The following is a 26,114-nucleotide window of genomic DNA, read 5'->3' on the forward strand; positions in this document are numbered from 1 at the left end:
TTCGGCGGATTTTGCGGTCAGGCACCGCGGGCGTATTTCGCAAGCCGCGCGTCGAGCACGCCGAGCATGGCCTCGCGCGCCGGATCGCGCGAGCCGTGCAGCCAGACGGCCGCGAGCGGAAGCCGTCCGGCGGTGCTGCCGCGTGTCATCCGCAGCGGCACGAAGCGGACGCCGGAGACCGCGAGCCGCGAGGTCCAGCGCGGCACGATGGCAATGCCGAGTCGCGCGGCGACGAGATGCACGATGGTCTGCTTCTCATCGGCGAACTGCGCGATATCCGGCGACAGCTCGGCCTGTGCGAACAGCTTCATGGTGAGGTCGTGGCTGTGCGGGCGCGACCGGCGGTCCGGGACGATCAGCGGCTGGTCGGCGATGTCGGCGAGCGAGACCGCGGCACGCGAGGCCAGCCGGTGCCGCTGCGGCAGCGCCACCACGGCGCTCTCGCTGAGCAGCGCGCGGAATTCGAGCCTGATATCGGTGCGCTCGGGCGGCCTGACAAAGGCGAGGTCGAGCGCGCCGGAGAGAATCTTGGGCAGCAGCCGGATCGTCTTCTCCTCCATGAGCTGCACCGCGATGTCGGGATGCCGCGCGCGAAAATCGTGCAGCAATTGCGGCAGCAGCCCGGCGGCCGCGCTGTCGATGGCGCCGACGCGCAGCCGCTGCGCCTTCGTGCTTCGGGTACGGCGGCGGAAGCCGGTTTCGACCGCCTCGACGCGGGCCAGGATCGCCCGGGCGTCGCGCAGCAAGGTCGTGCCGTGCTCGGTCAGCGACACCGCGCGCGTGGTGCGGGCGAACAGCGGCGTCGCGAGATCCTCCTCCAGCAGCTTGATCTGGCGTCCGAGCGCCGAGGGCAGCATCTGCAGCCGCTGCGCCGCCTTGCCGAAATGCAGTTCCTCGGCGGCGGCCACGAAGCAGCGGAGCTGGTGCAATTCCATGGTGGGATCCTGAAGAGGCGATGGGCCGGATTATATCATTTTTTTGTATAATGATGCGAGCATTGAAGCCGGCCTGGTTCGCCGCCTACGCTTGTCAGATCAACGACAAGACGGGATAGGGAGGTGACGATGGCCGGAGAGCTGGAAATGCGCGTGCTGCGCAGGATCACGTTGCGCATCGTGCCCTTCATCATGCTGCTCTACTTCGTAGCCTTCATCGACCGCGTCAACGTCGGCTTCGCTGCGCTGACCATGAACAAGGATATCGGGCTTTCAGCCTCGGCCTATGGCTTCGGTGCCGGCATCTTCTTCTGGGGCTATTTCCTGTTCGAGGTCCCCTCCAACCTCGCGCTGGACAAGTTCGGCGCCCGCATCTGGATCGCGCGGGTCATGATCACCTGGGGCATCGTCTCCGGCGCGATGGCGTTCGTGCAGGGACCGACGAGCTTCTATGTGTTGCGCTTCCTGCTTGGTGCTGCGGAAGCAGGCTTCTTCCCCGGAATCATCCTCTATCTCTCCTACTGGTTCCCGGCCCGCCAGCGCGCAGCCGTCACCGCGCTGTTCATGGCCGCCGCGCCGCTCTCCACGGTTCTCGGCTCTCCGGTTTCAGGCGCGCTGCTGGAGATGGACGGCATTCTCGGCTTCAAGGGCTGGCAGTGGCTGTTCCTGATCGAGGCGCTGCCGGCGGTGCTACTCGGCTTCGTCGTGCTCGCCTACATGACCGATCGTCCGGAGCAGGCGCGCTGGCTCGCCGACGACGAGCGCGACTGGCTGGTGCGCACGATGAATGCCGAGCTGGCGAGCAAGGCCGCCACCGCCAGCCACAGCATCTGGCGCGGGTTGGCCGACATCCGCGTGCTCGCGCTCGCGCTGGTCTATTTCGGCACCTCGGCCGGCCTCTACACGCTCGGCGTCTGGGCGCCGCAGATCATCAAGCAGTTCGGCCTGTCGTCGTTCGCCGTCGGCTTCCTCAACGCGGTGCCACCGACCGTGGCCGTGGTCGTCATGATCCTGTGGGCGCGCCATTCCGACCGCACCGCCGAGCGCACCTGGCACGTCGTGCTGGCCTGCGTCGTCGCCGCCGTCGGGCTCTGGCTGGCCGGGCTGTCGACCAGTGTCGCCGCCGTGCTCGCCGCGCTCACGCTCGTCAATGTCGGCATCTCCTCCTCGAAGCCGCCGCTGTGGAGCATGCCCACCATGTTCCTGTCCGGCTCGGCCGCCGCGGCGGGCATCGCGACCATCAACTCGATCGGCAATCTCGGCGGCTTCGTCGGTCCAGCGATGATCGGCTGGATCAAGGACCAGACCGGCAGCTTCAACGGCGGGCTCTATTTCGTCGCCGGGCTGCTGGTGGTATCGGCGGTGCTGACCCTGTTGCTGTCACGTTCTCAACGTGCAAAGGCCGCTGCGGCCACGCAATCCTGACCCATCACACGGAGCCCTTTCATGCGCACCCATTCCATCGCCGCGATTCCCGCCGACGGCATCGGCCCCGAGGTCATCTCCGAAGGTGTCCGTGTGCTCGAGGCGCTCGCCAAGCGCTCGGGCGACATCAGCTTCAACGTCAAGACCTTCGACTGGGGCTCGGACTACTACAAGAAGCACGGCGTGATGATGCCGGCCGACGGCCTCGCCGAGCTGAAGAAGTTCGACGCGATCTATTTCGGCGCGGTCGGCGCTCCCGACGTGCCCGACCACATCACGCTGTGGGGGTTACGACTGCCGATCTGCCAGGGCTTCGATCAGTACGCCAATGTGCGGCCGACCAAGATCCTGCCCGGTGTGGCCTCGCCCTTGCGCAATGTCGGCGTCGGCGATCTCGACTGGGTGATCGTGCGCGAGAATTCCGAGGGCGAATATGCCGGCATGGGCGGCCGCGCGCACCGCGGCCTGCCGGAGGAGGTGGGCACCGAGGTCGCCGTCTTCACCCGCGTCGGCGTCACCCGCATCATGCGCTACGCGTTCAAGCTGGCGCAGTCGCGGCCGCGCAAGTTCCTCACCGTCGTCACCAAGTCGAATGCGCAGCGGCACGGCATGGTGATGTGGGACGAGATCGCCGCCGAAGTGGCGCGCGAATTCCCCGACGTAACCTGGGACAAGATGCTGGTCGATGCGATGACCGTGCGCATGACCTTGCAGCCGAAGAGCCTCGACACCATCGTGGCGACCAATCTGCATGCCGACATTCTGTCCGATCTCGCCGGCGCGCTGGCCGGCAGCCTCGGCGTGGCGCCGACCGGCAACATCGATCCGGAGCGGCGCTTCCCGTCGATGTTCGAGCCGATCCATGGTTCGGCGTTCGATATCACCGGAAAGGGCATCGCCAACCCGGTCGCGACGTTCTGGACCGGCGCGCAAATGCTCGAGCATCTCGGCGAGACGGACGCGGCCGCGCGGCTGATGGCTGCGGTCGAGAAAGTCTGTGCAGCCGGCATCCTGACCCCCGATGTTGGCGGCACGGCGACGACCAAGCAGGTGACCGACGCCGTCATCGACGCGATCCACGGCTCCAACGCCTGAGGCGTGCCGTTCTCTTGCACAATTCTGGCGTGTTCCGTGTCGCGCTTGCAATGGACGCTGCGGGGCGTATATCAGCGCTTCCGCTGCGTCCGCGCATGCCAATCACATGCGTGTCATAGAGACGCGAGACACGGCTTAAGGAGAAAGGACACATCATGCGTCGTCACCGTCGAGCCAAGATCGTTGCGACTGTCGGTCCCGCGAGCAATTCTCCGGAGATGCTGAAAGCGCTGTTCCTCGCCGGTGTGGACACCTTTCGTCTCAACTTCAGCCACGGCACCCAGGCCGATCACGCCAAGGTCCATGCCGCGATCCGCGCGCTCGAGAAGGAAGTGCAGCGGCCGATCGGCATCTTGATGGATCTGCAGGGTCCTAAGATTCGCGTCGGCACTCTGCGCGACAAGAAGATCCAGGTCGAAGTCGGCGAGACGATTCGATTTGTCCTCAACGGCACCGAGGGCGACAAGACATCGATTCCGTTGCCGCATCCGGAAATCTTTGCGGCGGTCTCGCCCGGTCACGATCTTCTGATCGATGACGGCCGCGTCCGCGTCCGCGTCACCGGCCTCGGCGACGACTGGATCGAGGCCAAGGTGATCGTCAGCGGCGCGATTTCCAATCACAAGGGCGTTAATCTGCCGGGCACCATTCTGGAGCTGTCGCCGCTGACGGCCAAGGACCGCTCCGATCTCGCCTTCGGGCTCGAGCTCGGCGTCGACTGGGTGGCGCTGTCGTTCGTGCAGAAGCCGTCGGACGTGCTTGAGGCGAGGGGCCTCATCAACGGCCGCGCCGGCATCATGTCCAAGATCGAGAAGCCGGCGGCGCTGGAGCGGATCGACGACATCATCCAGTTGTCGGACGCGATCATGGTCGCGCGCGGCGATCTCGGCGTCGAGATTCCCAACGAGGACGTGCCGGGCAAGCAGAAGGAGCTGGTGCGTGCCTGCCGGCTCGCCGTGAAGCCGGTGATCGTCGCGACGCAGATGCTGGATTCGATGGTGGCGACGCCGACACCGACGCGCGCCGAGGTCTCGGACGTCGCCACTGCGATCTATGACGGCGCCGACGCGGTGATGCTGTCGGCGGAGTCTGCCAGCGGCCAATACCCGCGCGAGGCGGTGGCGATGATGGACAGCATCATCAAGGCCACCGAAGGCCACAAGATGTATCGCTCGATCGTCGAGGCGACGCAGCCGGGCGAGGAGCAGACGCCGCCGCATGCGGTGGCAACCGCGGCGGCCGATCTCGCCTCGGCGATCCACGCCAGGGCGATCGTGGCCTATACGTCGAGCGGAACCTCGGCCTCGCGCGTTGCGCGCAAGCGGCCGAGCCTGCCGATTCTGGCGATCACGCCGAACGAGGACACCTCGCGGCGCATGTGCCTGCTGTGGGGCGCGCACAGCGTGCTGTCGCAGGACGTGCAGAGCTACGAGGAGATGGTCGAGCGCGCGACCTTCTTCGCCGTGCAGGAGGAGTTCGCTGAAGCCGGCGACCTGCTCGTCGTCGTCGCCGGCATCCCGTTCGCGCGGGCCGGCACCACCAACAATCTGCGCGTCGTCACCGTGCCGAGATAGGAGGCTGATTTTCCCTGTTCGCGCCGCCCGCCTGTCGCCTGATTGTCGCACCCCGCTGGTATCGCGGGGCAGTGACGAAGGACGTCGCGAGTCGTCGAACGAGCGGTGCCGGTCGCGGTCCGGCAGGATGGGTTCTGCCGGTGCGGCGTTTCGTCATCGCGGTGTCATCAGGGACTGTTAGGTGGGCGCGCATGGGACTTGAGACTGCTGGTGAAGAAAGCCCGGCTCGGCGCTTTCGGACGTTGTTCATCTCGGACGTTCATCTCGGAGCCCGCGGCTCGCAGGCCAATCTCCTCGTCGATTTCCTGCGCCACCATGATGCAGATACGATCTATCTGGTCGGCGACATCATCGACGGCTGGGCGCTCAAATCGAGCTGGCATTGGCCGCAGTCGCATAACGACCTGGTGCAGAAGATGCTGCGCAAGGCGCGCAAGGGCGCCAAGATCGTCTATGTCCCCGGCAATCACGACGAGTTCCTGCGCGGTTATTACGGCACGCATTTCGGCGGCATCGACGTCGTCGAGAACATCGTCCACACCGGCGCTGACGGCAAACGCTATCTGGTGATCCACGGCGACATCTTTGATCTGGTCGTGCAGAACGCGCGCTGGCTCGCCCATCTCGGCGACAAGGCCTATGACTTCGCGATCCAGATGAACCGTCTGGTCAACTTCTTCCGTCGCATGTTCGGCGTTCCCTATTGGTCGCTGTCGCAATGGGCCAAGCAGAAGGTCAAGAACGCGGTGAACTACATCGGCGCGTTCGAGACGGCGCTGGCCTCCGAGGCGCGAAGGCATGGCGCTGACGGCGTGATCTGCGGCCACATCCATTGCGCTGTCATCCGCGATCAGGACGACATTCGCTACATGAATTGCGGCGACTGGGTCGAGAGCTGCACGGCGCTGGTCGAGCACGAGGACGGCCGCTTCGAGATCCTCACCTGGACCGATCCGCTACGGCAACGCGCGCCGGTTCCCCAACTGGCCGCTCGCGCCGCCTGACACCGGCTCCCTTGCCTCTCGGCAATCGGGCGCGGTAAAATAGGGGCATGACAGCTCATTCCCCGATCCTGCCCGTGACCGCCGCCGACATCGATGCGGCGGCACGCGTCCTCGCGCCCGTGGCCGTGCGGACTCCGCTGCTGCCGGCTCCCGTGCTGAGCGAGCAGTTCAAGGCGAACGTCTTCGTGAAGCCGGAGGTGCTGCAGCGGACCGGCTCGTTCAAGTTCCGCGGCGCCTACAACAAACTGGCGTCGATCCCGCAAGCAGCGCGCGGCAACGGCGTCGTCGCATTCTCCTCCGGCAATCATGCGCAGGGCGTCGCCCATGCCGCCACATTGCTGGGCATGGACGCCACGATCGTGATGCCCTCGGATGCGCCGGCGGCCAAGCGCGAGCGCACCAAGGCGTTCGGTGCCGAGGTCGTGCTCTATGATCGCGATCGCGAGGACCGCGAAGCGATCGCGCGCGGCATCGCTGCAAAGCGCGGCTCTACGGTAGTGCCGCCCTATGACGATCCCCACGTCATCGCAGGGCAGGGCACCGTCGGCCGCGAGATCGGCGAAGACCTCGCGGCGCTGGGCCTGTCGCCGGATCTGGTGATCGTCCCGGCTTCGGGCGGTGGTCTGCTTGCCGGCGTCTCGACCGCGGTGAAGGCGCATTTTCCGAGCACCCAGATGGTCGTGGCTGAGCCCAAGGGCTTTGATGACCATGCGCGCTCGCTGCGGGCCGGCCACCGCGAGGCCCATGATGCGAAGGGGCGCACCATCTGCGACGCGCTGATGGCGGCGATTCCGGGCGAGATCACCTTCGCGATCAACAGCCAACTTCTGTCGGCTGCGGTCGAGGCCTCGGATGAGGAGGTGGGGCGCGCGGTCGGCTTTGCCTTCCGGGAGCTGAAGCTCGTCGTCGAGCCCGGTGGTTCAGTCGGGCTTGCGGCATTGCTGGCCGGCCGGCTGGATGTGGCGGGCAAGACGGTGGTGATCGTTTTGTCCGGCGGCAATGTCGATGCTGAGCTCTACGCCAGGCTGATCGCCTGACGATCAAGCCTCAGTGAAAGCTGAGGCCGCCTTTTGCAGATCCCCCACCGCCGATCCGCAGTCCGGACTGCGCGACGTGCGGCGTGCCCCGCGTCGGGCCGCCCTGCATCCCTCCTTGGCCACGCGCCATCGACGGACGCGACGTGTTGATGTTCGGCTTGAACGGTCCGGAATTGCCGGGGAAGGGATGCCGGACCTCGCGGGTGTCGAATGGCCGCCCAGGACTGCGCTTCAGTGGATCGCGCTGGATCTTCGCGGCGACAGGCGGATTTGCCGGCGGCATGATCCTGTCGCGCAACCTGGTCTGAGCGATAGGCCTGGGATCGACGACCTTGTTGGGACCCGCGTTGTTGATGGCATTGCCTTTCGTGACCACTGTTGGCGGCATCGGTCCGTGCGGCGGCACGATGGTGGCCGGCAGCTTCGGTTGCGGGCCTGGATGGCTCTGGATCTGGGCGGCGGGATTGAACGGCCGCGCGATCGGTGCCAGTTGCGGTGGCATGATGAGACGGCTCGGTTGCAGCACGGGGATGGGCCGAGGCTGTCCCTGCAGCCGCAGCGCGACCGGCGCATATGGGCTGTCGGCATAGGATTCACGGAAGCTCTGATAGGCGGCCGGCGAATTCGCCAGCACGGCCTGGTGCCACGCCGCGGCCTGCACGAGGCCGGCGAGCAGTGCGCGGATGCGGTCGGCGAGCGGATCGCGTGGGTACATCGCGATGAACTCGCGATAATATTGCGGACGGTTCTCCGACAGCACGTAGTCATAGGCCTGCCGCACGGAACGGCTCGGCAGGTCGGCGGCCATCTGCACCACGGGCGCGTTCACCGGCGCGCGCGCTGCGGCAACCAGGGATTCGCCGAAGAAGGTGAAATCACTGGTCAACGACGAGCTTTCCCACGGCGTCTGTCGACCATCGGTGCTCTGGTTCACCTGCAGGCGAATGCGCTTGAACAATTGCTCGATCGGCAGGTTCGGCTGCCGCGCCAGGTTCAGGAACGCCTGCGCGTACGGGCTGTGCTCGCCACGCCCGTCGAGCGCCTCCTCGCCAGGCGAGGTCGAATATCCGAGGATGGAGCCGTTCGGTGCGTCGACGATGGCAAGTCCGCGTCCGGCATCGTTGATGGCAGGGAAGGGATTGTTGCGGCAGGCGTCCAGCACGACGATCCGCATGCGGCTCGGGATGGCGTCGAGCGTTGCCATCAGGTCCACCAGACGGATCGTCCCCGTCGTCAGGTCGGAGGGCGCTGAGATACGGGCATCGATCGGGATCAGATAGTTCTCGCCCGCGAGCTGAACCCCGTGGCCGGCGTAGTAGACCATTGCCACGGTGTTCGGGCCGTTTGCTGCCACCCGGCTCGAAAAATCCTGGACGACCTTGAGCATCTCGTTCTGCGTCAGGTCGGTCGCCGTGATCACCTCGAAGCCGGCCGAGTTCAACAGCTTGGCAACAGCATGGGCGTCGTTGTCCGGGTTCTCCAGCGGCGGCGCGTTCTGATAGCTCGCATTGCCGATCACGAGTGCGACGCGTGGCTCGGCTCCTTGAGGGATTGCTGCGGGGGTGTTGCTCTCCTTTGCAGGTGAGGGAGCTGCCAGCGCGCGCGGTGGCGTGTGAAGGTTGTCGATCTCACTGCCGGCGGCGAACGCCGAGTCCGGGCCGACCCAGGCCATCAGGCCCAGCAGCGCGGACATGAGCAGGGATTTCCAGGCGGATGTTACAGCGCGAAATTTCGGAACGGACACGGCGTTCTCCTCGAGCATGCGCCAAGCGGATGGCTTGAGGATCAGGCTACGCAGATCACGCAGCAGCGTACGTGATCCGCGTCACCTATCAACGCGTCACCTTTCGGTGCTCAGTGATCGAGGTTCGATAGGAGGTGGCCGAGACGCTCTCGCCCTACGAGAAGAATGCGATCTTCTCAGGCTGGGTCATGCGACGGATCGGCGCCAGCAAGTCATTGGCGGGCGCCTGTGGCCGCTGCAGAAGGCCGTTCGACAGGAGCGTCGATCCCAGCGACGGCTCGTAGGCAGGCCTGGGCATCGCGGATGCGCTGGTGCTGTGAGCCGCGGCGGCGGTCGGGCGGACCTGCTGGCTCGGCGCAACGTCGGCCTGCGGGGCCGCCGCGGGAGATTGAGCTGCGACTGCAGCCGCCACGGCGGCCAGGGTCTCGATGGTGATCGCCTCCGGAAGCGGTGCCGATACGGGCACGCTGGGGACTGGCGCCGGGGCTGGAGGCGAGGCCATGCGCGGGGCAGCCGCGGGCGGGGCCGGCATCGGCGGGGCATACATTGGCGGGGCAGACATCGTAGGCGCAGCGGGAGCCGACGCCGCCGTGGCAACCGGGACTTCTGCCGTGGTCAGCGCGAGATCCGGCTCCGACGGCGCCGGCTCGCTGAAGCTCGCGACGATGTCGTCGTCGACCGAGGTTGGCTCCTCAATGTCGAAGCCAAGCGTCCTGGCCCGGCTGAACTCCTCGTCGTCGATCGGATCGGGAGCACCCATCTCCGCCGCGACCAATTCCAGGATGGCTTCGTCGTGGGCTTCTGCGGCGACGGCGTCATCCAGGGCCGCCGCGGCGTGCTGCTCGATTTCGAGAAGGGTTTCGTCCACCGACGGCTCGGTCGCAATTTCGGGGGGCTGCACCACCGCCGCAGCGTCGGTGTCAACCATCCTGGCTTCAACCGCTGCGGCCGCCATGATCGCGGTGTCAGCGCCGGAGGATGTCTCGACCGATTCGATCGCGGCCACCGCTGCAACGAGCGGAATGGTCATCTCGAGCCCGGCTTGGGCCGCCTCCGTCTGTTCCGGCACGGGCAACGGCCCCGAAGCCACCTGCGGCTCAGCCGAGACCGTCGCCTCCGCAGCCGGACCCGATGCGACATCAGGTACTGGCGGGGCGGCGGACTCGGTCGCCGGCTTGATCTCGTCAGCCGCGGGCGGAACGCTTGCTTCCGCCGCGTCGAGCTCCTTCAGCCGCGTCTTGATGATCTCGAAGGCCGCAAGCAGTGCGACCTTGGGGTCGGCACTCGCAAGCTGGTCGCACGCGGCCTCGATCGATGTGACCTGTGAATCGATCAGGTCGCAGATCCGGGAATCGGCGCCGATCTCGCGCCAGCGCCAGGAAATTTCCTTGATGATTCGGATGCCCTTGCGCACCGGCGCCAGGTTCTGCTCAAGGGCCATGCTGTCGACCGCAGAGGCTGCGGCGAGTGCAGCGTCTTCGACCGAGGCGCGGATCGCGGCCAGCGCCTCGGGCAGCGCCTTACTGCCGGCCTGCTCGAACTCCTGCTGCTGCTGACGCTGCGAGGCCAGCGCATGCTCGATGCGGGCCACGGCGTCGAGCACCATGCTGGTGTCGGCATTGCGGTTGCGTTTGGCGTATTCGCCGAGGAACCAGCGGCCTCGGGACGTCTCCATGAAGGCGTCGCGGATCGCCTCGTAATCGGCCTCGTTCGGCTGAGCCGCGCGGGCGGATATCGGCGAGAGGGCGAAGACTTCATCGACCATGGCAAACCTATCGCGCACATTGCTGCGCGTTGGCATAACGATCACCATGATATTGATCGAATCGCAATTGAATTGATGCCACTGTCCCGACAAATCTCCACCACATCGCCGGTATTGTCGCGCCGATTCGCGGACAGGTTGGGGCTGTTCTATGGCGCGGTGTTCATGCTGTCGGGGACGCATCTGCCGTTTTTCCCCGTGTGGCTACGGGCGATCGGGCTGGACGCCTCGTGGATCGGTGTGATCATCGCGGTTCCCGCCGTGACCCGCTTCACCGTCCTGCCGTTGATCACCGCGGTTGCCGAGCGCCGGCAGGCCCTGCGCGCCGCGATGCGGCTGACCACCTTCGCAACGGCATCGGGCTTTGTGGTTCTCGCCTTCCAGCGCGAACCTTGGCTGGTATTCCTGGTCTACGTGGCAACCTGCTGTCTATGGACACCCGTTGTCCCGCTGACGGACGCTTATGCGCTCCGTGGCGTGATGAGCTATGGCCTGAACTACGGTCGCCTGCGGCTGTGGGGATCGGCCGCATTCATCGCCGGAACGCTGCTGTGCGGCGGGGTGGCCGACCTCGCGCCGTCGTCCGAGCTGATCTGGATCATCCTCTTGGTCGCGCTGTGCGGTGCGGCAAGCAGCCTGCTGCTGCAGGCGCTGCCGCCCCTGCCGCATGGCGCCGGCCTGGCCCGGGACGGGCGCAGTCTGCTGGGCCATCCGAGCTTCCTCTGCATCATCGCGGCTTCGGCGCTGATCCAGGCCAGCCACGCGGCCTACTACACGTTCTCCGCCATCGCGTGGAAGGCGCAGGGCTTCAGCGGGCTGACCATCGCTTGGCTCTGGACCATGGGCGTGCTGGCCGAGATCGTCGTGTTCGCCCTGTCACCACGCTTCACGTTGGCGCCCGCCAACCTGGTCATGATCGGTGCAGCGGCGGCCGTGCTGCGCTGGAGCCTCACGGCTCAGGAGCCGCATGCAGCCGGGCTCGCCGCGGTCCAGATCAGTCACGGCTTCACCTTCGGACTGACCCTGGTCGGAACCATGGGGCTGCTGGTCCGCCATGTGCCGGCGCAACTGACGGCGCGCGGGCAGGGCTATTATGCAGCTGCGAGCGGTGTGGTCGGCTCGGCGGCATCGGCCCTCTCGGGGCCGGTCTATGCGGCCTATGGACCCGGTGTCTACTACGTGATGGCCGCGATGGCCGGAGCGGGTGGCGTCCTGATGTGGATCGCGCACCGAAGCCTGTCGCTTCAGCCCCACAACGCCTGATCGGGCGGATAGACCAGGCTGTCCTCGTAGTGCAGGCCGTGCTCGCAATCCTCGGCGAGCAGCAGCGGTCCGTCCAGATCGACGAAACGGGCGAGCGGCGTCAGCAGCATGGCCGGTGCCATCGAGAGCGATGTCGCCACCATGCAGCCGACCATGATGTCGAGGCCGAGCGCGCGCGCGGCATCGGCCATGGCAAGCGCCTCGGTGAGCCCTCCGGTCTTGTCGAGCTTGATGTTGACGGCGTCGTAGCGTCCGCGCAGCGCTTCGAGCGAGTTGCGGTCGTGCACGCTCTCGTCGGCGCACACCGCGAGCGGGCGCGCGATGTTGGCGAGCGCTTCGTCGTTTCCTGCGGGAAGCGGCTGCTCGACCAGCGTGACGCCGGCGGCGGCGCAGGCCGCGAGATTGGACTCCAAATTCGCCTCGGTCCAGGCCTCGTTGGCATCGACGATCAGTTGTGATTGCGGAGCTGCCTCGCGCACGGCTGCAATCCGCGCCGGATCGCCGTCGCCGCCGAGCTTGATCTTGAGCAGCGGGCGGTGCGCGGCCTTGGCCGCAGCTTTGGTCATCACGTCGGGGGTCCCGAGCGAAATCGTGTAGGCGGTCACGCATGGCCCCGGCGCGCGGCGTCCGAGCAGGTCCCAGATGCGCCGGCCGCTCCGCTTGGCTTCAAGGTCGAGCAGCGCGCAGTCGAGCGCATTGCGCGCCGCCCCCGGTGGCATCGCCGTCTGCAGGGCGTTGCGGTCGAGACCAGAGGCGATCGCATCGCGCATCGCGAGCAGCGCGCTCAACGATGCCTCGGGGGTCTCGCCATAGCGCGCATAGGGCACGCATTCGCCGCGGCCGACGATCGTGCCGTGTCGCACTTCCGCGATCACCGTGACCGCTTCGGTCTTGGCGCCGCGGCTGATCGTGAAGCTGCCGGCGATCGGCCAGTGGCCGATCCGGGCGTCCAGTATTGGAAAACCGTTGGAAGTCATTTGAAAGTCTGGCGATTTGTGAACCGGAATGAGGCGCTTGGGGCTTGCGCGATCTGACCGACTATGGCTGTTGATAGTGGTCTCCGGCAAGGTGGTAGCGACGCGGTGGGATTTTTCTCGTCAAGGAGCGGACGTCCGAGGCTCCGAGGATGGCCGTCGTGAAGGGCGGCCCTGATTTGCAGCGCAGTGGCGATGGCAACGCGCTGACGCTGCGCGCGACCGGCGCCTGGACTGCGCCCTTTGCGCCGTCGCTCGAACGGCTCGTCGCCGATGCCGAAAAGCTCGCCGGCAAGAAGGTCGATGTCTCGATCGACGTCTCCCAGGTGTCCAAGCTCGATACGTTCGGCGCCTGGCTGATCGAGCGGCTGCGCCGCAGCTTCACGACCGGAACCGTCGAGGTCCGGATCGATGGGCTCTCTGCGAACTACGCCAGCCTGGTCGATGAGGTTCGCCGCGTCAGCACCGCGCCCAATGGCGACGCGACGATGGTGACCATCACCGGCATGCTCGGCCAGATCGGCCTCAGTGTCGCCGGCATCTTCGGCACGGTCGCCGCGCTGATCGACATGCTCGGCGCCGTGATCGTCGCCAGCGGCCGGGTCCTCGTTCATCCCCGCAGCTTCCGGCTGACCTCGACCATCCATCATCTCGAGCAGGTGTGCTGGCGCGCGGTGCCGATCATCGTGCTGATCACCTTCCTGATCGGCTGCATCATCGCCCAGCAGGGCATCTTCCATTTCCGCAGGTTCGGCGCCGACATCTTCGTGGTCGACATGCTCGGCGTGCTGGTGCTGCGCGAGATCGGCGTGCTGCTTGTGGCGATCATGATCGCCGGACGCTCGGGCAGCGCCTACACGGCCGAGCTCGGCTCGATGAAGATGCGCGAGGAGATCGATGCGCTGCGCACCATGGGCTTCGATCCGATCGAGGTCCTGATCCTGCCGCGCATGCTCGCGCTGGTGATCGCGCTGCCGATCCTGGCCTTCCTCGGCGACATCGCCGCGCTCTATGGCGGCGGGCTGGTGGCGTGGTTCTATGGCGGCGTCGATCCCGAGGCCTTCCTGCTGCGCCTGCGCGATGCGATCTCGATCGATCATTTCACGGTCGGGCTGCTCAAGGCGCCGGTGATGGCGGCGGTGATCGGGATCGTCGCCTGCGTCGAAGGACTGGCCGTGCAGGGCAGCGCCGAGTCGCTGGGGCGCCACACCACCTCATCGGTGGTGAAGGGAATCTTCTTCGTCATCGTGATGGACGGCGTGTTCGCGATCTTCTTCGCCGCGGTCGGGATGTGACATGACGCAGGAGATGTCCGATCCGATCATCCGCGTGCGTGACGTCACCGTGCAGTTCGGCAAGACGCGCGTGCTCGACGGGCTCGACCTCGACGTCAAGCGCGGCGAGATCCTGGGCTTCGTCGGTCCCTCCGGTGCGGGCAAGTCGGTGCTGACGCGCACCATCATCGGCCTGGTGCCCAAGCTGTCGGGCAACATCGAGGTGTTCGGCGTCGATCTCGACGCCGCCGATCGTGCCGGCCGCCGCGCCGTCGAGCGGCGCTGGGGCGTGCTGTTCCAGCAGGGCGCCTTGTTCTCCTCGCTCACGGTGCGGCAGAACATCCAGTTTCCGGTCCGGGAATATCTCAAGGTCTCGCAGCGTCTGCTCGACGAGATCATGATCGCAAAGCTGGTGATGGTCGGATTGCGGCCCGATGTTGCTGATCGTTTCCCGAGCGAGCTGTCGGGGGGCATGATCAAGCGCGTCGCGCTGGCCCGCGCGCTCGCGCTCGATCCGGAGCTGGTGTTCCTCGATGAGCCGACCTCGGGGCTCGACCCGATCGGCGCCGGCGATTTCGACGAGCTTGTCCGTACCCTGCAGCGCACTTTGGGACTGACCGTTTTCATGGTAACCCATGATCTCGACAGCCTGTATACGGCGTGCGACCGCATCGCCGTGCTGGGCAACGGCAAGATTATCGCTGCGGGATCGATGGCCGACATGCAGGCCTCGGAACATCCGTGGCTCCGGCAGTATTTCCACGGCAAGCGTGCACGGGCCGTGATGGGTTAGTGCGTAGCGCCCCTCGGGGCGATTATTTTTGTGAGCGGGAGTGGGGACTCCTGCGACATAGCTGATGGGGTGGGTGCCGCAGTCCGGCGCCAACCGAGAGCGCATGGGAGCGGCGGCTGGGATCTCCGCTGCGACGTGCCGGTACCGGAGTTGGTAATGGAAACGCGGGCGAATTACGTCCTGATCGGATCGTTCACGCTGGCAGTGATTGCCGCGGCGGTCGGGTTTGTCCTCTGGTTTCAGAGCCTGCACACGACCAAGCAGCGCAGCCCGCTGCGGGTCGTGTTCGAGGGGCCGGCCGCGGGTCTGCGCAACGGCGGCAGCGTCAACTTCAATGGTATCCGGGTCGGTGAGGTCATCTCGGTCAAGCTCGACAATCCGCGCCGCGTCGTGGCGCTGGCGATGGTCGAGAACAACGCGCCGATCCGCAAGGACACCCTGGTCGGGCTCGAGTTCCAGGGACTGACCGGCGTCGCCGCGATCTCGCTCAAGGGCGGCGAGGAGGCTGCGCCGCCGCCGCCGCTCGACGAGGATGGCGTGCCGGTGCTGCGTGCCGATCCGACCCGGCTGCAGGACGTGACCGAAGCGATCCGCGCCACCCTGCAGAACATCAACAAGGTGGTCGCCGACAACCAGGACGCCGTGAAGAACTCGATCAAGAACCTCGAGGTCTTCACCCAGTCGCTGGCCCGCAATTCCGAGCGCATCGATGGCGTCATGAGCCGTGTCGACGGCATCATGGGCAAGGCCGATACCCTGATGCTCGGTCTCAACACGCTGGCCGGCGGCAAGGATGGCGGCGAGCTGTTCCTGACGGTGAAATCGATCCGCGAGCTCGCCGAGGATCTGGACAAGCGCTCCGGCGCGCTGATGGCCGATGGACGGCGCACGCTGTCCGACATCAGCCGCGCCGTGAACAATTTCGATCGCAATCCGACCCGGGTCCTGTTCGGGGCCAGCAACGCCAGCCCGAGCAACGCCCAGGCCTCGCAGCCCGCGCCCGCACCGCCGGCGGCGACGGGACGGCGGTGACGCGAGCGAGTTGCGAATAGGGAAGTAGCGAATAGGGGCGCGCGGCAGCGGACTGCGCTCCATCGCTGTCGCTATCCACCGCTGCTGGCTGGCTACGGAGCACGTCGCACACCGTTGTGCCGGCGATGCGGGGCCCGAACGGCCAAAGCCGAAAGCGCCTTCATTGCATCTCCAAACGCGAAGCGGAGGCCTCGTGGCCTCCGCTTGTTCTTCTTGTCGCAGCGCTGGTTCTACTGAACCCTTCGCTACTCGCTACTCGCTACTCGCCCATTCGCTCCCATCACGCCAGCCGGCCGGCGGCGTGGGCGAGCAGGGTGTAGACCAGCCCGGTCTCCGAGGTGAGCTGGGCGCGCAGCGCCTGCGGGTTGCGGTCGTCGCGGGCGACCTCGTCGAGCAGCCGTTCGAACTCGGTGATGTAGCGGTCCACCGTCTGCTTGAAGGTGCGGTCGGCGCGGTACTTGCGGGCGACCTCGTCGAACGCCTTCTGGCCGGCCGGGGTGTAGAGACGCTTGGAGAACGCCTTGGTCTCGCCGCGCTGGTAACGGTCCCACATCTCGGCCGCGAGATTGCGGTCCATCAGCCGTGCAATGTCGAGCGACAGCGACTCCAGCGGATTGCCCGGCTGCTGCTGGGCCGGTCCGCGGCCGCGCGGCGCAGTCTGGCCGGCGGTGCTGTTGTCGGCCCGGTTGAGCAGGTCGGACAGCCAGTTGTCGCTGCGCTGATCGGCGACCGGACCCATCGGCGGCGCCTCGACCCGGCGTGGCTGCGGCGGCGGGGCCGGCGGCTGCATGCCGAGATCCGGCGGCGGCAGGTTGGCGACGCTGGTCGCAGCCGGCTCGCGCAGGCGCATGTCCGGCCGGCCGCCGACGGCTGCGGCGACGATCGGCTCTTCCTGACGGATCACGGCTGCGGGCGCGGCGACCGCGGCGGGACGCGACGCGCTGACCACGTCGAGACCGCGGCCGTGATGCGCGACGATCCGGTTGAGCTCGGCCAGCGCCTCGATCTGGTCGACGATGACCTTGCGCATCTGCGCCGTGCTCTCGGCGGCCTCCTGCGGCATCTCCAGCACGCCGCGGCGCAGCTCGTTGCGCGTCGCTTCGAGCTCGCGATGCATCTCGGCGGTCATCTGCTTCATGCTCGACACCAGCGTGGCGAACTTCTCCGCCGACTGCTTGAACATCGCATCGGCTTCCTGCGTGCTCTGCTGGTAGATCTCCTGCATCTGCGACGTGGTGAGGCGGCGTTCCTCCTCGGCGTTGGCGCGGATGGCCTCGAACTGCCGGCTGAGCGCGGTGGAGCCGGCACCCGCCGTTTCCGCCACGACCCGGGCGATGTCGCGGGCGCGCTCCTCGGCGGCCGCCAAGGACTCGTCGAGCAGGGTGGTGAAGCGCGTCAGACGCTGGTCGAGATCGGCGGTGCGCAGATCGATGGTGGTGACCAGCGATTCCAGCGTCGTCTTGCGATCCGAGATCGAGACGGTCGCATCGCGGTTGCTCTGCTCGACAATGGCCGCCGCCTCGATCAGCGCCTTGCCATGCGCGTCGAACTGGCCGGACAGCGAGTTGAGATCCTCCAGCGCCCGCGACGTCTTGGAGTTGAACACGTTGAGCTGGTCCTCGAGCGTCTGCGTCGCGGTGCCGTTGCGTGCGGTGACGTCGTTCATCGCGGTGACGAAGTCGGCCACCCGGGTGACCAGCGCCCGCTCCAGCGAGTTGAGGTTGTCGTGGGCGCCGGTCAGGACCTCCTGCAGCAGGATGTTGCCCTCGCGCAGACGTTCGAACAGCGCGACCGTGTCGGTGCGCAGGATCTTGCTCGTCTCCTGCATCTCGGTGACCGCAGCCACCGAGACCTGGCGCGACTGCTCGATCGCCGCGCGCGAGGCCTGCTCCAGCTCCTTGAGCGACTTGGTGATCGCGGTGGTCGCGAGCTCGCCCGCGGAGGTGATGGTGCGGGCGACCTCGGAGCCGTTGCCATTGACGCTCTGGGCGAAGTTCTGGCCGCGGACCTCGATCGCCTTCAGCGCGTCGGTGGTGACGCGATCGATCTCGATCGTGAGCTGGTTGGTCTTCGAGTTCAGCGTCTCGACCAGCGTGCCGCGCTTGCCGTCGAGCATCTGCGACAGTCGTTCGCTCTGCTGCTGCACATAGGTGACGATCTCGTCGGTCTTGCCGGTCATGGCCGAGCCGAACGAGTTGCCGGCGGCAAGCACCGAGCGCTCGATCTCGGTCGAGGTCGATTTGACCCGCGTGGAGACCTCGTTGGAGGCGGCGACGAGTGCGCTCTGCGCATTGAGCGCGCTGCTCTGGATCGCATCGGTGGTGTTCGCCGCGACGGAATTGATGACGCGCTCGATCTCCGACGACATCGCCTTGAGCTGGCCCGCGGTGTCGGTGGAGGTGGCCGTCAGCAGGTTCTGGGCCTCGCGCGCGCCGCCGACGATCACCGCGACCGTCTCGGTCGTGGTCGTGGTCAGCACCGCCTGGGCTTCGCGTGCGCTGCCGACCAGGGTAGCCGCGGTGTCGGCCGACGTGGCGGTCAGTGACATCTGCGCCTGGCGCGCGCTGTTGAGGATCGAGGCCGCGGTATCGGCGCCGACAGACGACAGCGTCCGCTCGACATCGACGGCCAGCGACTTGACGTGCTCGGTTGCTTCCGTCGAGGCGGTGACGAGCTTCGTCTGGACGTCGCGGGCGCTGTCGACGATCGCTGCGGCCGTGCTGGTTCCGACCGCGGCGAGCGTACGCTCGACGTCGGCTGCCAGCGACTTGACGTGATTGGCCGCTTCGGACGACGCGCTGATCAGCGTGGTCTGCGCTTCCCGGGCGCCGCCGGTGATCGCTTCCGCGGTCGTGGTTCCTGCGATCGACAGCGAGCGCTGGACGTCGACGGTCAGCGCCTTGACCTGTTCGGCCGCTTCGCTCGATGCCGCGAGCAGGGCATGCTGGGCATCGCGAGCGCTCGCCGTGATGGCTTCGGCGGTTCCCGTCCCGGCACTGGTCAGCGAGCGCTGCACATCGGCTGCGAGCGACTTCACGTGCTCGGCCGCGTTGGAGGAGGCGGACACCAGCGTGTTCTGGACCTCGCGCGCACCGGCGAGGATCGAGGCTGCCGTGGCCGAGCCTGCGGCCGTCAGCGCCTGCTCGACGTCGACGGCGAGCGACTTGACGTGGGTGGCGGCATCGGAGGAGGCGGACACCAGCGTATTCTGGGCCTCGCGCGCACCGGCGAGGATCGAGGCTGCGGTGGTCGAGCCTGCCGCCGTGAGCGTGCGCTCGACGTCGGCCGACAGCGACTTGATCTGGTCGGCGGTCTCGCCGGAGGCCGCGACCAGCGTGGCCTGGGCCTCGCGCGCACTGGTCAGGACGGCCTCGGCCGCGCCGCTGCCCGCGTTCGACAGGGCGCGCTCGACCTCGGCGGACGTGTTCTTCAACTGCGAGCCGACGTCGGTCGAGACGTTGAGCAGCGCCTGCTGTGCCGAGCGGGCCCCGGTCTGGATGGTCTCGCTGGTGTTGACCACGAGATTGGTCAGCGCCCGCTCCGCGTCTTCCACGTGCGACTTGATGCTGGCGGACAGCAGCTCGGCGCGGGTCATCAGCTCGTCGCTCGCCTGACGGCCGCTGCTCTCGATGCGGCCGGCCACGGCCTCGACGCGCGAGCCGAGCAGGTCTTCGAACTGCGAGACGCGCTGGTCGATGTCCTTGGCGATCGAGCCGACGCGGGTCTCGATGCCCTGATGGATGTCCTGGAAGCGCGCGGTGACGGCTTCGGTCAGCTCGTAGCTGCGGCCGTCGATGATGTTCGACAGGCTGTGGATGCGCTGATCGATTGCTTCGAGCGCCTTGTCGGTGCCGTCGGTCAGCGAGGAGGTCAGAATGTTGAGGCGGGAATCGATCGACTGAATCGCCTGGGCCGAGCCATCGGTCAGCGAGGAGGTCAGCACGGTCAGCCGCGAGTCGATCGCGTGCAGCACCTGGGCAGCGCCGTCGGTCAGCGAGTTGGACAGAGTGCCGAGGCGGCCTTCGATCGTCGAAGTGACCGAGGTCGCGCGGTTGTCGAAGTTCTCTTCGAGCGACTTGAGGCGGCCCTCGACGCTGTCGTCGAAGGTCTTGATCTTCGCATCGAGCGAGGTGTCGAGGGTGGTGATGCGGGCCTGCAGATTGGTCTCGAACTGGTTCAGCCGCTGATCCAGCGTCGCCGTGATCTCACCGCTGTTGGACGACAGCCGCGTATCGAACGTATCGACATAGGACTTGAGATTGTCGGAGATTTCCTGGGTCCGCTGGCCCATGCGCTCGACGATCTCGCCGCCATAGGTCTTCACCGTGCGGTCGAACTCGGTGATGTGCCGGGTGATCAGCGCGCCCAGCGTCGAGCTGTCGCGTGCGAAGCGCTCGGCGAGCTCGGTGCCCTGGTTCTTCACCAGCTCGTCGAAGGCACTGATCTGGATCGACAGCGTGTCGTGGGTGCTCTCGGTCTGGCTGACGACCTTGGCGACCAGCGAATTGACGGTCGCATCGAGCGACTCGCTCGCCTTCTCGCCTGACGTGACGATGTGGCCGGACATGCGCTGGCTCGCCTCGTCGATCTTGGTCACGAGATCGCCGCTGCGCAGCTCGAGCTCCAGCAGGAGGGACTCGCCGGACGCCTTGAGCTGGTCGTGAACCTGCTCGGTTCGCACCGAGATGCCGTCGACGATGGCCGCCGTGCGCTGCTCGAACTCGCTGGTGATGCGGTCGATGCGCTCGTTCAGCATCTCGTGGACTCGGTCCGACAGGTCGGCGAACTCGTCGTGGACGTGGCCGGTCTTGAAATTGAGGCTGGTGGTGAGCCGCTCCGAGGCGTCGAGCACGGCGCGGGTGGTCTCGGCGCTGGCCTCTTCGAGCCGGTCGAGCAGATCGCCGCCGCGCTCGCCGAGCGCGAGGATCATGTTGTCGCCGGCGTTGCCGAGCGCGGCCGTGATGTGGGCGCCGCGCTCTTCCAGCGCGCCGGTGATGCTCTTGGCGACCTCGTCGACGCGCGAGGCGATCGCGTCCGAGATCAGCGCGATGTCGTGGCGCAAGTCGATCTGCACGCCGGAGATGGCGCTGCGGACCTGCTCGGCCTGGCCGACGAGGTTGTCGCGCTGATGGGCGATGTCCTGGAGCAGGGCGCGGATGCGCACCTCGTTGTCGCTGTAGGCGCGCTCGAGCGCCGCGACCTCGTTGGCGACCAGCATCTCGAGCTCGCCTGCGCGCGCGATCGCGCGCTCGACGCCGTCGCCCATCGCCGCGACCTCGCGGCGGATGGCCTGGCCGACGGTCACGATGGAATCGCTGACGGCGCCTTCCGGCTCGGAGAAGCGGATCGCGACCTGCGCCATCGACTGCGCGATCATGCGCAGTTCCTGGCCGCGCCAGGCGAGACTGGCCAGGAAGTAGAACAGGAGAACCGGTGCGAAGAACACGGCGGCGAGACCGGCGAGCACCAGCACGCCGCCGCTCTGGCCGATCAAGGCCTGCAAAGCGGGCAGGAAACCGATGGTCAGCAGGACGCAGCCGACGATCCAGATGCCTGCAAAGGCGGTTGCCAGCGTGTAGACGCCGCGTGACGGGCGGCCCTTCTGGATCGCCTGCAGCAACTGGCCGATGGTCTCGCGGTCGTCATTGGCCGGGCGGCGCGCGGCGAGCGGCGGCGGCTCGATCTCGTCAAGGCTGCTGCGGTCGATGCCCGGACGCGAGTCGAACGAATCCAGACTGGACACGCCGTTCGGCATGACGGGCGGGGCGCCCTCGGCGTGGACCGAGCTCTGCGAGTCCGTGGGCGCGGACGAATCGCTGATGTTCAAAGCCTCCTGAATGGCGGACAGCGCAACTTCAGTCGGGTCTTTGACCTTTTTCGGAGTGTTCGCCATGTTGAGTCCGAGCCCTCGTCTTAATTTCGATCCGGCGAGCCGCGTACGAGTGCCCTCTCGCAACGCTCGAACCGGACGTCATCCCTCGCAGGCACCAGGGGTGGCAAATTCCGCCAGGTGACCCACTCCATCCGGGCATCATCCTATTGGCAGTGCCTGTTGAAAGAAATGGCCGTGGTTAAGAGATTCTTAATCATCGTTAACAGCACCCGCCGTTAACACTTTAGAAGTTCTGCGAATTCCCGTTTCTGCCGCGATTGGGGCAGAGCCGGGCCCAAATCGCGGCAAACCCGCGGCAATTGGGCCGGTAACAATGCATTAACCATTGTCGTGCTTGACTTACCACAGGCGCGCGCGGCGCGCCCGCCGGACCGGATTGCCGCCATGATTCCCGACCTTTCACGGATCGAATGGATGCCCTCGCCTCCGCTGGTTCCCGACGACGGGCCGATCAGCCTGGACCTGCTGCGGCGGATGACCCTCGGCGACAGCGCGCTCGAGCGCGAGGTGCTCGCCATGTTTGCGGACCAGGCTGTCCGCCTGCTGGAGCGGTTGCAGGTGATGCCCGAGGATGCGGCCACCGTCGCCCACACGCTGAAGGGCTCGGCCCGCGCCGTCGGCGCGCTCGATGTCGCCGACGCGGCGGAAGGGCTCGAAGCGGCGCTGCGGGCGGGCGACCCGGCCGATGCGCTGGCCTGGCTGGGCACGGCGATCGCGCAGGCCCGCGCGGCGATTTCGGAGATGCTCGGCGCGGCCTGAGCGGCCGGCGGCAGCACTAGCGCGGAGCGGAGCGGTCCGTTATAGGACAGCCCGACCTCATTCCCTGCGCAGCACGAGCACACATGGCCAAGATCACCTTTGTCGACCATACCGGCGAATCCAGAACCGTTGAGATCGAGAACGGCGCGACCGTGATGGAAGCGGCGATCCGCAACGCCATTCCCGGCATCGAGGCCGAATGTGGCGGCGCCTGTGCCTGCGCGACCTGCCATGTCTATGTCGACGAAGCCTGGCGCGAGAAGGTCGGCCCGCCGACCCCGATGGAAGAGGACATGCTCGATTTCGGCTACGATGTCCGGCCGAATTCCCGTCTCTCCTGCCAGATCAAGGTCTCCGACGAGCTCGACGGCCTCGTCGTCTCCACCCCCGAGCGTCAGGCCTGACCGTTCGCCTCGCGTCCTCATCGCCGCGCCCCCGGTGATCGCCGCCAGGCCTATGCCGGCAGCGCGATCGTCACGCCGCGGCGGACCCACGGCTGGAGCGCAGCAATGAGCTTCGGCGTCAGCGGCGCCGGCTTGCGCGTCGCCTCGTCGATCAGAACCATGACCGCGGTGGCAGATGCCACGCAGCGCCCGTCCGAGAACACGACCTGCTCGCAGGTCACCGACGTGCGCCCCAGCCTCACGACCCCCAGTCCAAGCTCGATCATGCCCGGCCAGCGCAGCTCGGCCCGGAAATGCATGTCGAGCCGCACCATGATCCAGGCCAGCCCCTCCTGTCCGAGGCCATGGCGCGGGTCCTTCATCAAGGTCACCCGGCCGGTCTCGAAATAGGTCGCATAGACCGCATTGTTGACGTGCTGGTTGGGATCGAGGTCGCCGAAGCGGACATTGTCCGTCAGCCGATAGGGAAAGTCCTCCAGGCGTGGCGCGTGGTCGCGGCGGGCCGTCTCTGTCACCGATTGATCTCCATCATTCATGTCCCCTTCAAACCCGGCTAAGCCCGCCGCTGCAAGCCGCGCGCGAGCGAGGGGCGGCTTTTGTGCCTTCCCTGCGACCACCCCGTTGGCTACAAATTCGGAACCGCCATCTGCCGCCATCCGTCGAGCGGCGCCTCCAACGAGAAGAGCGACATGAGCGAAGCGATCAAGACCGATGTGCTGATCATTGGCGCGGGCCCTTGCGGACTGTTTGCCGTTTTTGAACTGGGGCTGCTCGACATCAAGGCGCATCTGATCGACATCCTCGATAAGGTCGGCGGCCAATGCGCCGAGCTGTATCCGGAGAAGCCGATCTACGACATTCCCGGCGTGCCGATGGTGACGGGGCAGGGCCTCACTGAGCAGCTGATGGAGCAGATCAAGCCGTTCAGCCCGACCTTCCATCTCGGCGAGATGGTCGAGAAGGTCGAGAAGATCGGCGATCCCGGTTTTCGCATCACCACCGACGCCGGCAAGGTGTTCGAGTGCAAGGTCGTGGTGATCGCGGCCGGCGGCGGCTCGTTCCAGCCGAAGCGTCCGCCGGTGCCGGGCATCGAGGCATACGAAGGCACCTCGGTGTTTTATGCCGTGCGCAAGATGGAGCAGTTCCGCGACAAGAATGTCGTCATCGTCGGCGGCGGCGATTCCGCGCTCGACTGGACTCTCAATCTGCATCCCCTCGCCAAGCGCATCACGCTGGTGCATCGGCGCGACGATTTCCGCGCGGCGCCGCACAGCGTCGAGCAGATGCGCGCGCTCGTGGCGAGCGGCAAGATGGATCTGCGCATCGGTCAGGTGACGGCGCTCGAAGGTGCGAACGGTCAGCTTTCCGCGGCCACCATCAAGGGCAACGACAATGCGGTCGAGACCGTGCCGTGCGAGATGATGCTGCCGTTCTTCGGCCTGACGATGAAGCTCGGCCCCGTTGCCGAGTGGGGCATCGCGCTCGAGCACAATCTCATTCCGGTCGAGACCTCGGCGTTCGAGACCTCGGTGCCCGGCATCTTCGCGATCGGCGACATCAATACCTATCCCGGCAAGATCAAGCTGATCCTGTGCGGCTTCCACGAGGGCGCGCTGATGGCGCAGAAGGCGCACCGCTACGTGTATCCGGAGAAGCGGCTGGTGTTCCAGTACACGACGTCGTCGTCGAGCCTGCAGAAGAAGCTCGGCGTCAACTAATTGCTCGGAAGCGTGGAACCCGGCGCCGCCGGACCAACTCAAATGTGAAGAAATGTTTCCTGCGCGTGCCGGTTTCACCGGCGCGCCAGACCTGTTATGGGCTGGAACGATGCACGAAACGGCCGTACTGTGCGGCCATTCATTTTGTGACTTGGTCAAGGTGAGATGATGATGCGCAATGCGTTTCCCCGATTTCGGCTGGCGCCTGGTGTGACGAAGCTCGCGATCGGCGCGCTCGTCGTTGCCGGTGCTCTGCTGACGCGGCCTGCGCTCGCGGCTGAGCCGACCGCGGCCGGTCTGTGGCAGAAGGTCGAGGATGGCAGGCCCGTCGGCTGGTTCCTCTTCATCGACCACGACGGCGTGTTCGAGGGCGTGATCGCCAAGACGTTTCCGCGCCCCGGCGACAATCCGAACGAGGTCTGTTCGAAGTGCAGCGATGACCGCAAGAATGCGCCGGTGCTCGGCATCTCCTTCGTGCGCGACATGAAGCGCGAGGGCCTGAAATACGAAGGCGGCAACGTGCTCAATCCTCGCGACGGCAACATCTGGAAGGCCAATATGCGGGTCAGTCCGGACGGGCAGACGCTGATCCTGCACGGCTATCTCGGCATCTCGCTGTTTGGCAAGGACGAGACCTGGACCCGTCTTCCAGATACCAACATGGCCCAGATCGACCCCGCGATCCTCGCCAAATATCTGCCGGCCCAGGCGACCACGGCAACCGGCCCCGCGACCAAGCAGGCGCCGCCGCCGATGATGAAGAAGCCGGCGCCGACTAAGTAGTTCGCCGCCGAACTGCAGCTTGGTGGTCGTTGTTAAGCGACACACCATCGTGATCTCGCGGCGCATGGCGTCCGAGTTTTCAAGCTGAACGCGACCCTCTCGAGCGAGAGGGCGCAGGGAATGCCGGGTGAGGGCCTCACCCATGGCCCGCCTGCTAAAAAAATGCAGGCGGCAGGAACCACAGGTAAAGCCGATCAACCGGCATTCCCTGCGCGATGTTTGACGGCTTATACGTCCTCTCCCCGGGGACCGGCTGTCTTGCCCCCGTCACGAGCGGATCATCACCAACGCTCGCTTGGCATCAGCATCGGGATGCCAGGACCCTACGACTTCACCGTGCGCCGCCGCTCGTTCGTCGGCATGATCGGATCACGCTGCGACCGGTGGCGCCCACCGCGTCCCGCACTCCACGTTCGTGACGACCGCGAACCGCCCCTCTCATGAGCACGGGATGCGCTCATCAGAGCATGATTTCTGGAAAAAAGAAACAGGAAATTTTGTCACGAGGCGGCCGGACGCAGTCATCGACCTGGAATGGCGGGCGAATTTCGTCCTTTTGCGGCAGGCCGTTTCGGCGCAATCGACGGACTCCGCTCGCGACCGGGACGCAACGTCGGGCCGACGGGCGACTCGGTGCATCGG

19 protein-coding genes are annotated in these 26,114 nt (G+C 66.5%); 13 read left to right on the forward strand and 6 right to left on the reverse strand.

Translation table 11 applies throughout. From position 1 onward, the window contains the following. Nucleotides 1-17 precede the first annotated feature (17 nt). Complete coding sequence (locus QX124_RS28000; protein WP_315798867.1) at nt 18-935, reverse strand: LysR family transcriptional regulator; 918 nt, start codon at nt 933-935, stop codon at nt 18-20. Between the two features lie 129 nt (nt 936-1,064). Between QX124_RS28000 and QX124_RS28005 the strand changes: the two genes are divergently transcribed. From QX124_RS28005 to QX124_RS28025, 5 genes are all read left to right on the forward strand, one after another. Continuing rightward, nucleotides 1,065-2,360 carry a D-galactonate transporter gene (locus QX124_RS28005; RefSeq protein WP_315738831.1) on the forward strand — a complete coding sequence of 432 codons (1,296 nt, stop codon included), beginning with the start codon at nt 1,065-1,067 and terminating at the stop codon, nt 2,358-2,360. A gap of 21 nt (nt 2,361-2,381) precedes the next feature. Then, nucleotides 2,382-3,455, forward strand: coding sequence for a tartrate dehydrogenase (locus tag QX124_RS28010; protein ID WP_315777168.1), 1,074 nt, complete (start codon nt 2,382-2,384; stop codon nt 3,453-3,455). 155 nt (nt 3,456-3,610) lie between these two features. Next, on the forward strand, nt 3,611-5,029 hold the full coding sequence (gene pyk, locus QX124_RS28015; RefSeq protein WP_315738829.1) for a pyruvate kinase: 1,419 nt from the start codon (nt 3,611-3,613) through the stop codon (nt 5,027-5,029). Nucleotides 5,030-5,220: 191 nt separating this feature from the next. Continuing rightward, complete coding sequence (locus tag QX124_RS28020) at nt 5,221-6,033, forward strand: UDP-2,3-diacylglucosamine diphosphatase (RefSeq protein ID WP_315738828.1); 813 nt, start codon at nt 5,221-5,223, stop codon at nt 6,031-6,033. Nucleotides 6,034-6,080: 47 nt separating this feature from the next. Further along, entirely contained in the window at nt 6,081-7,070 is a 990-nt protein-coding gene (locus QX124_RS28025; RefSeq protein ID WP_315798868.1) for a threonine/serine dehydratase, read from the forward strand. Between the two features lie 10 nt (nt 7,071-7,080). Here the strand turns inward: QX124_RS28025 and QX124_RS28030 are convergent, their stop codons facing one another. Both QX124_RS28030 and QX124_RS28035 read right to left on the reverse strand, forming a co-directional pair. Continuing rightward, nucleotides 7,081-8,814 (reverse strand): caspase family protein, encoded by a 1,734-nt coding sequence (locus tag QX124_RS28030; RefSeq protein WP_409997763.1) that lies wholly within the window; start codon nt 8,812-8,814, stop codon nt 7,081-7,083. Nucleotides 8,815-8,968: 154 nt separating this feature from the next. Further along, on the reverse strand, nt 8,969-10,579 hold the full coding sequence (locus tag QX124_RS28035; RefSeq protein ID WP_315798870.1) for a hypothetical protein: 1,611 nt from the start codon (nt 10,577-10,579) through the stop codon (nt 8,969-8,971). 75 nt (nt 10,580-10,654) lie between these two features. Between QX124_RS28035 and QX124_RS28040 the strand changes: the two genes are divergently transcribed. After that, a complete protein-coding gene (locus tag QX124_RS28040; protein ID WP_315777173.1) occupies nt 10,655-11,842 on the forward strand; it encodes an MFS transporter in 1,188 nt (395 codons plus the stop codon). Here QX124_RS28040 and dgcA read toward each other — a convergent pair. Further along, nucleotides 11,824-12,819: an N-acetyl-D-Glu racemase DgcA gene (gene dgcA / locus QX124_RS28045; RefSeq protein WP_315798871.1), complete on the reverse strand. Its 996-nt coding sequence runs from the start codon at nt 12,817-12,819 to the stop codon at nt 11,824-11,826. The two genes, QX124_RS28040 and dgcA, sit on opposite strands and share 19 nt — an antisense overlap. A 158-nt stretch (nt 12,820-12,977) precedes the next feature. Here dgcA and QX124_RS28050 point away from each other — a divergent pair, with 158 nt between their 5' ends. The 3 genes from QX124_RS28050 to QX124_RS28060 all read left to right on the forward strand — a co-directional run bounded on the left by QX124_RS28050 (nt 12,978) and on the right by QX124_RS28060 (nt 15,915). Then, nucleotides 12,978-14,111, forward strand: a complete 1,134-nt coding sequence (locus QX124_RS28050; protein WP_315798883.1) for an ABC transporter permease — start codon at nt 12,978-12,980, stop codon at nt 14,109-14,111. A gap of 1 nt (nt 14,112) precedes the next feature. Continuing rightward, a complete protein-coding gene (locus QX124_RS28055; protein WP_315798872.1) occupies nt 14,113-14,883 on the forward strand; it encodes an ABC transporter ATP-binding protein in 771 nt (256 codons plus the stop codon). Nucleotides 14,884-15,039: 156 nt separating this feature from the next. Then, nucleotides 15,040-15,915 carry an MlaD family protein gene (locus QX124_RS28060; RefSeq protein WP_315738821.1) on the forward strand — a complete coding sequence of 292 codons (876 nt, stop codon included), beginning with the start codon at nt 15,040-15,042 and terminating at the stop codon, nt 15,913-15,915. A gap of 280 nt (nt 15,916-16,195) precedes the next feature. Here QX124_RS28060 and QX124_RS28065 read toward each other — a convergent pair whose 3' ends face one another. Beyond that, a complete protein-coding gene (locus QX124_RS28065) occupies nt 16,196-21,808 on the reverse strand; it encodes a methyl-accepting chemotaxis protein (RefSeq protein ID WP_315758333.1) in 5,613 nt (1,870 codons plus the stop codon). A gap of 384 nt (nt 21,809-22,192) precedes the next feature. Here QX124_RS28065 and QX124_RS28070 point away from each other — a divergent pair, with 384 nt between their 5' ends. Then, on the forward strand, nt 22,193-22,567 hold the full coding sequence (locus QX124_RS28070; RefSeq protein WP_315774086.1) for an Hpt domain-containing protein: 375 nt from the start codon (nt 22,193-22,195) through the stop codon (nt 22,565-22,567). 83 nt (nt 22,568-22,650) lie between these two features. After that, entirely contained in the window at nt 22,651-22,971 is a 321-nt protein-coding gene (locus QX124_RS28075) for a 2Fe-2S iron-sulfur cluster-binding protein (RefSeq protein ID WP_315707114.1), read from the forward strand. 50 nt (nt 22,972-23,021) lie between these two features. Here QX124_RS28075 and QX124_RS28080 read toward each other — a convergent pair whose 3' ends face one another. Then, the gene (locus QX124_RS28080; protein WP_315738818.1) at nt 23,022-23,486 is read right to left on the reverse strand and encodes a thioesterase family protein; all 465 of its coding nucleotides are present in this window, start codon (nt 23,484-23,486) and stop codon (nt 23,022-23,024) included. A 174-nt stretch (nt 23,487-23,660) separates the two neighbouring features. Between QX124_RS28080 and QX124_RS28085 the strand changes: the two genes are divergently transcribed. Together QX124_RS28085 and QX124_RS28090 are read left to right on the forward strand one after the other, a co-directional pair. Continuing rightward, nucleotides 23,661-24,689, forward strand: a complete 1,029-nt coding sequence (locus QX124_RS28085) for an NAD(P)/FAD-dependent oxidoreductase (protein WP_315777176.1) — start codon at nt 23,661-23,663, stop codon at nt 24,687-24,689. Between the two features lie 171 nt (nt 24,690-24,860). Further along, nucleotides 24,861-25,472 carry a DUF2147 domain-containing protein gene (locus QX124_RS28090; protein WP_315798873.1) on the forward strand — a complete coding sequence of 204 codons (612 nt, stop codon included), beginning with the start codon at nt 24,861-24,863 and terminating at the stop codon, nt 25,470-25,472. Nucleotides 25,473-26,114 lie beyond the last annotated feature (642 nt).

Origin of the sequence: Bradyrhizobium sp. SZCCHNRI3043 (assembly GCF_032377735.1) — a bacterium.
GTDB lineage: Bacteria > Pseudomonadota > Alphaproteobacteria > Rhizobiales > Xanthobacteraceae > Bradyrhizobium.

Coding starts and splice junctions, on each gene's coding strand:
- QX124_RS28000 (WP_315798867.1), bottom strand. CDS start 935: ATGGAATTGCACCAGCTCCGCTGCTTCGTGGCCGCCGCCGAGGAACTG.
- QX124_RS28005 (WP_315738831.1), top strand. CDS start 1,065: ATGGCCGGAGAGCTGGAAATGCGCGTGCTGCGCAGGATCACGTTGCGC.
- QX124_RS28010 (WP_315777168.1), top strand. CDS start 2,382: ATGCGCACCCATTCCATCGCCGCGATTCCCGCCGACGGCATCGGCCCC.
- pyk (WP_315738829.1), top strand. CDS start 3,611: ATGCGTCGTCACCGTCGAGCCAAGATCGTTGCGACTGTCGGTCCCGCG.
- QX124_RS28020 (WP_315738828.1), top strand. CDS start 5,221: ATGGGACTTGAGACTGCTGGTGAAGAAAGCCCGGCTCGGCGCTTTCGG.
- QX124_RS28025 (WP_315798868.1), top strand. CDS start 6,081: ATGACAGCTCATTCCCCGATCCTGCCCGTGACCGCCGCCGACATCGAT.
- QX124_RS28035 (WP_315798870.1), bottom strand. CDS start 10,579: ATGGTCGATGAAGTCTTCGCCCTCTCGCCGATATCCGCCCGCGCGGCT.
- QX124_RS28040 (WP_315777173.1), top strand. CDS start 10,655: ATGCCACTGTCCCGACAAATCTCCACCACATCGCCGGTATTGTCGCGC.
- dgcA (WP_315798871.1), bottom strand. CDS start 12,819: ATGACTTCCAACGGTTTTCCAATACTGGACGCCCGGATCGGCCACTGG.
- QX124_RS28055 (WP_315798872.1), top strand. CDS start 14,113: ATGACGCAGGAGATGTCCGATCCGATCATCCGCGTGCGTGACGTCACC.
- QX124_RS28060 (WP_315738821.1), top strand. CDS start 15,040: ATGGAAACGCGGGCGAATTACGTCCTGATCGGATCGTTCACGCTGGCA.
- QX124_RS28065 (WP_315758333.1), bottom strand. CDS start 21,808: ATGGCGAACACTCCGAAAAAGGTCAAAGACCCGACTGAAGTTGCGCTG.
- QX124_RS28070 (WP_315774086.1), top strand. CDS start 22,193: ATGATTCCCGACCTTTCACGGATCGAATGGATGCCCTCGCCTCCGCTG.
- QX124_RS28075 (WP_315707114.1), top strand. CDS start 22,651: ATGGCCAAGATCACCTTTGTCGACCATACCGGCGAATCCAGAACCGTT.
- QX124_RS28085 (WP_315777176.1), top strand. CDS start 23,661: ATGAGCGAAGCGATCAAGACCGATGTGCTGATCATTGGCGCGGGCCCT.
- QX124_RS28090 (WP_315798873.1), top strand. CDS start 24,861: ATGCGCAATGCGTTTCCCCGATTTCGGCTGGCGCCTGGTGTGACGAAG.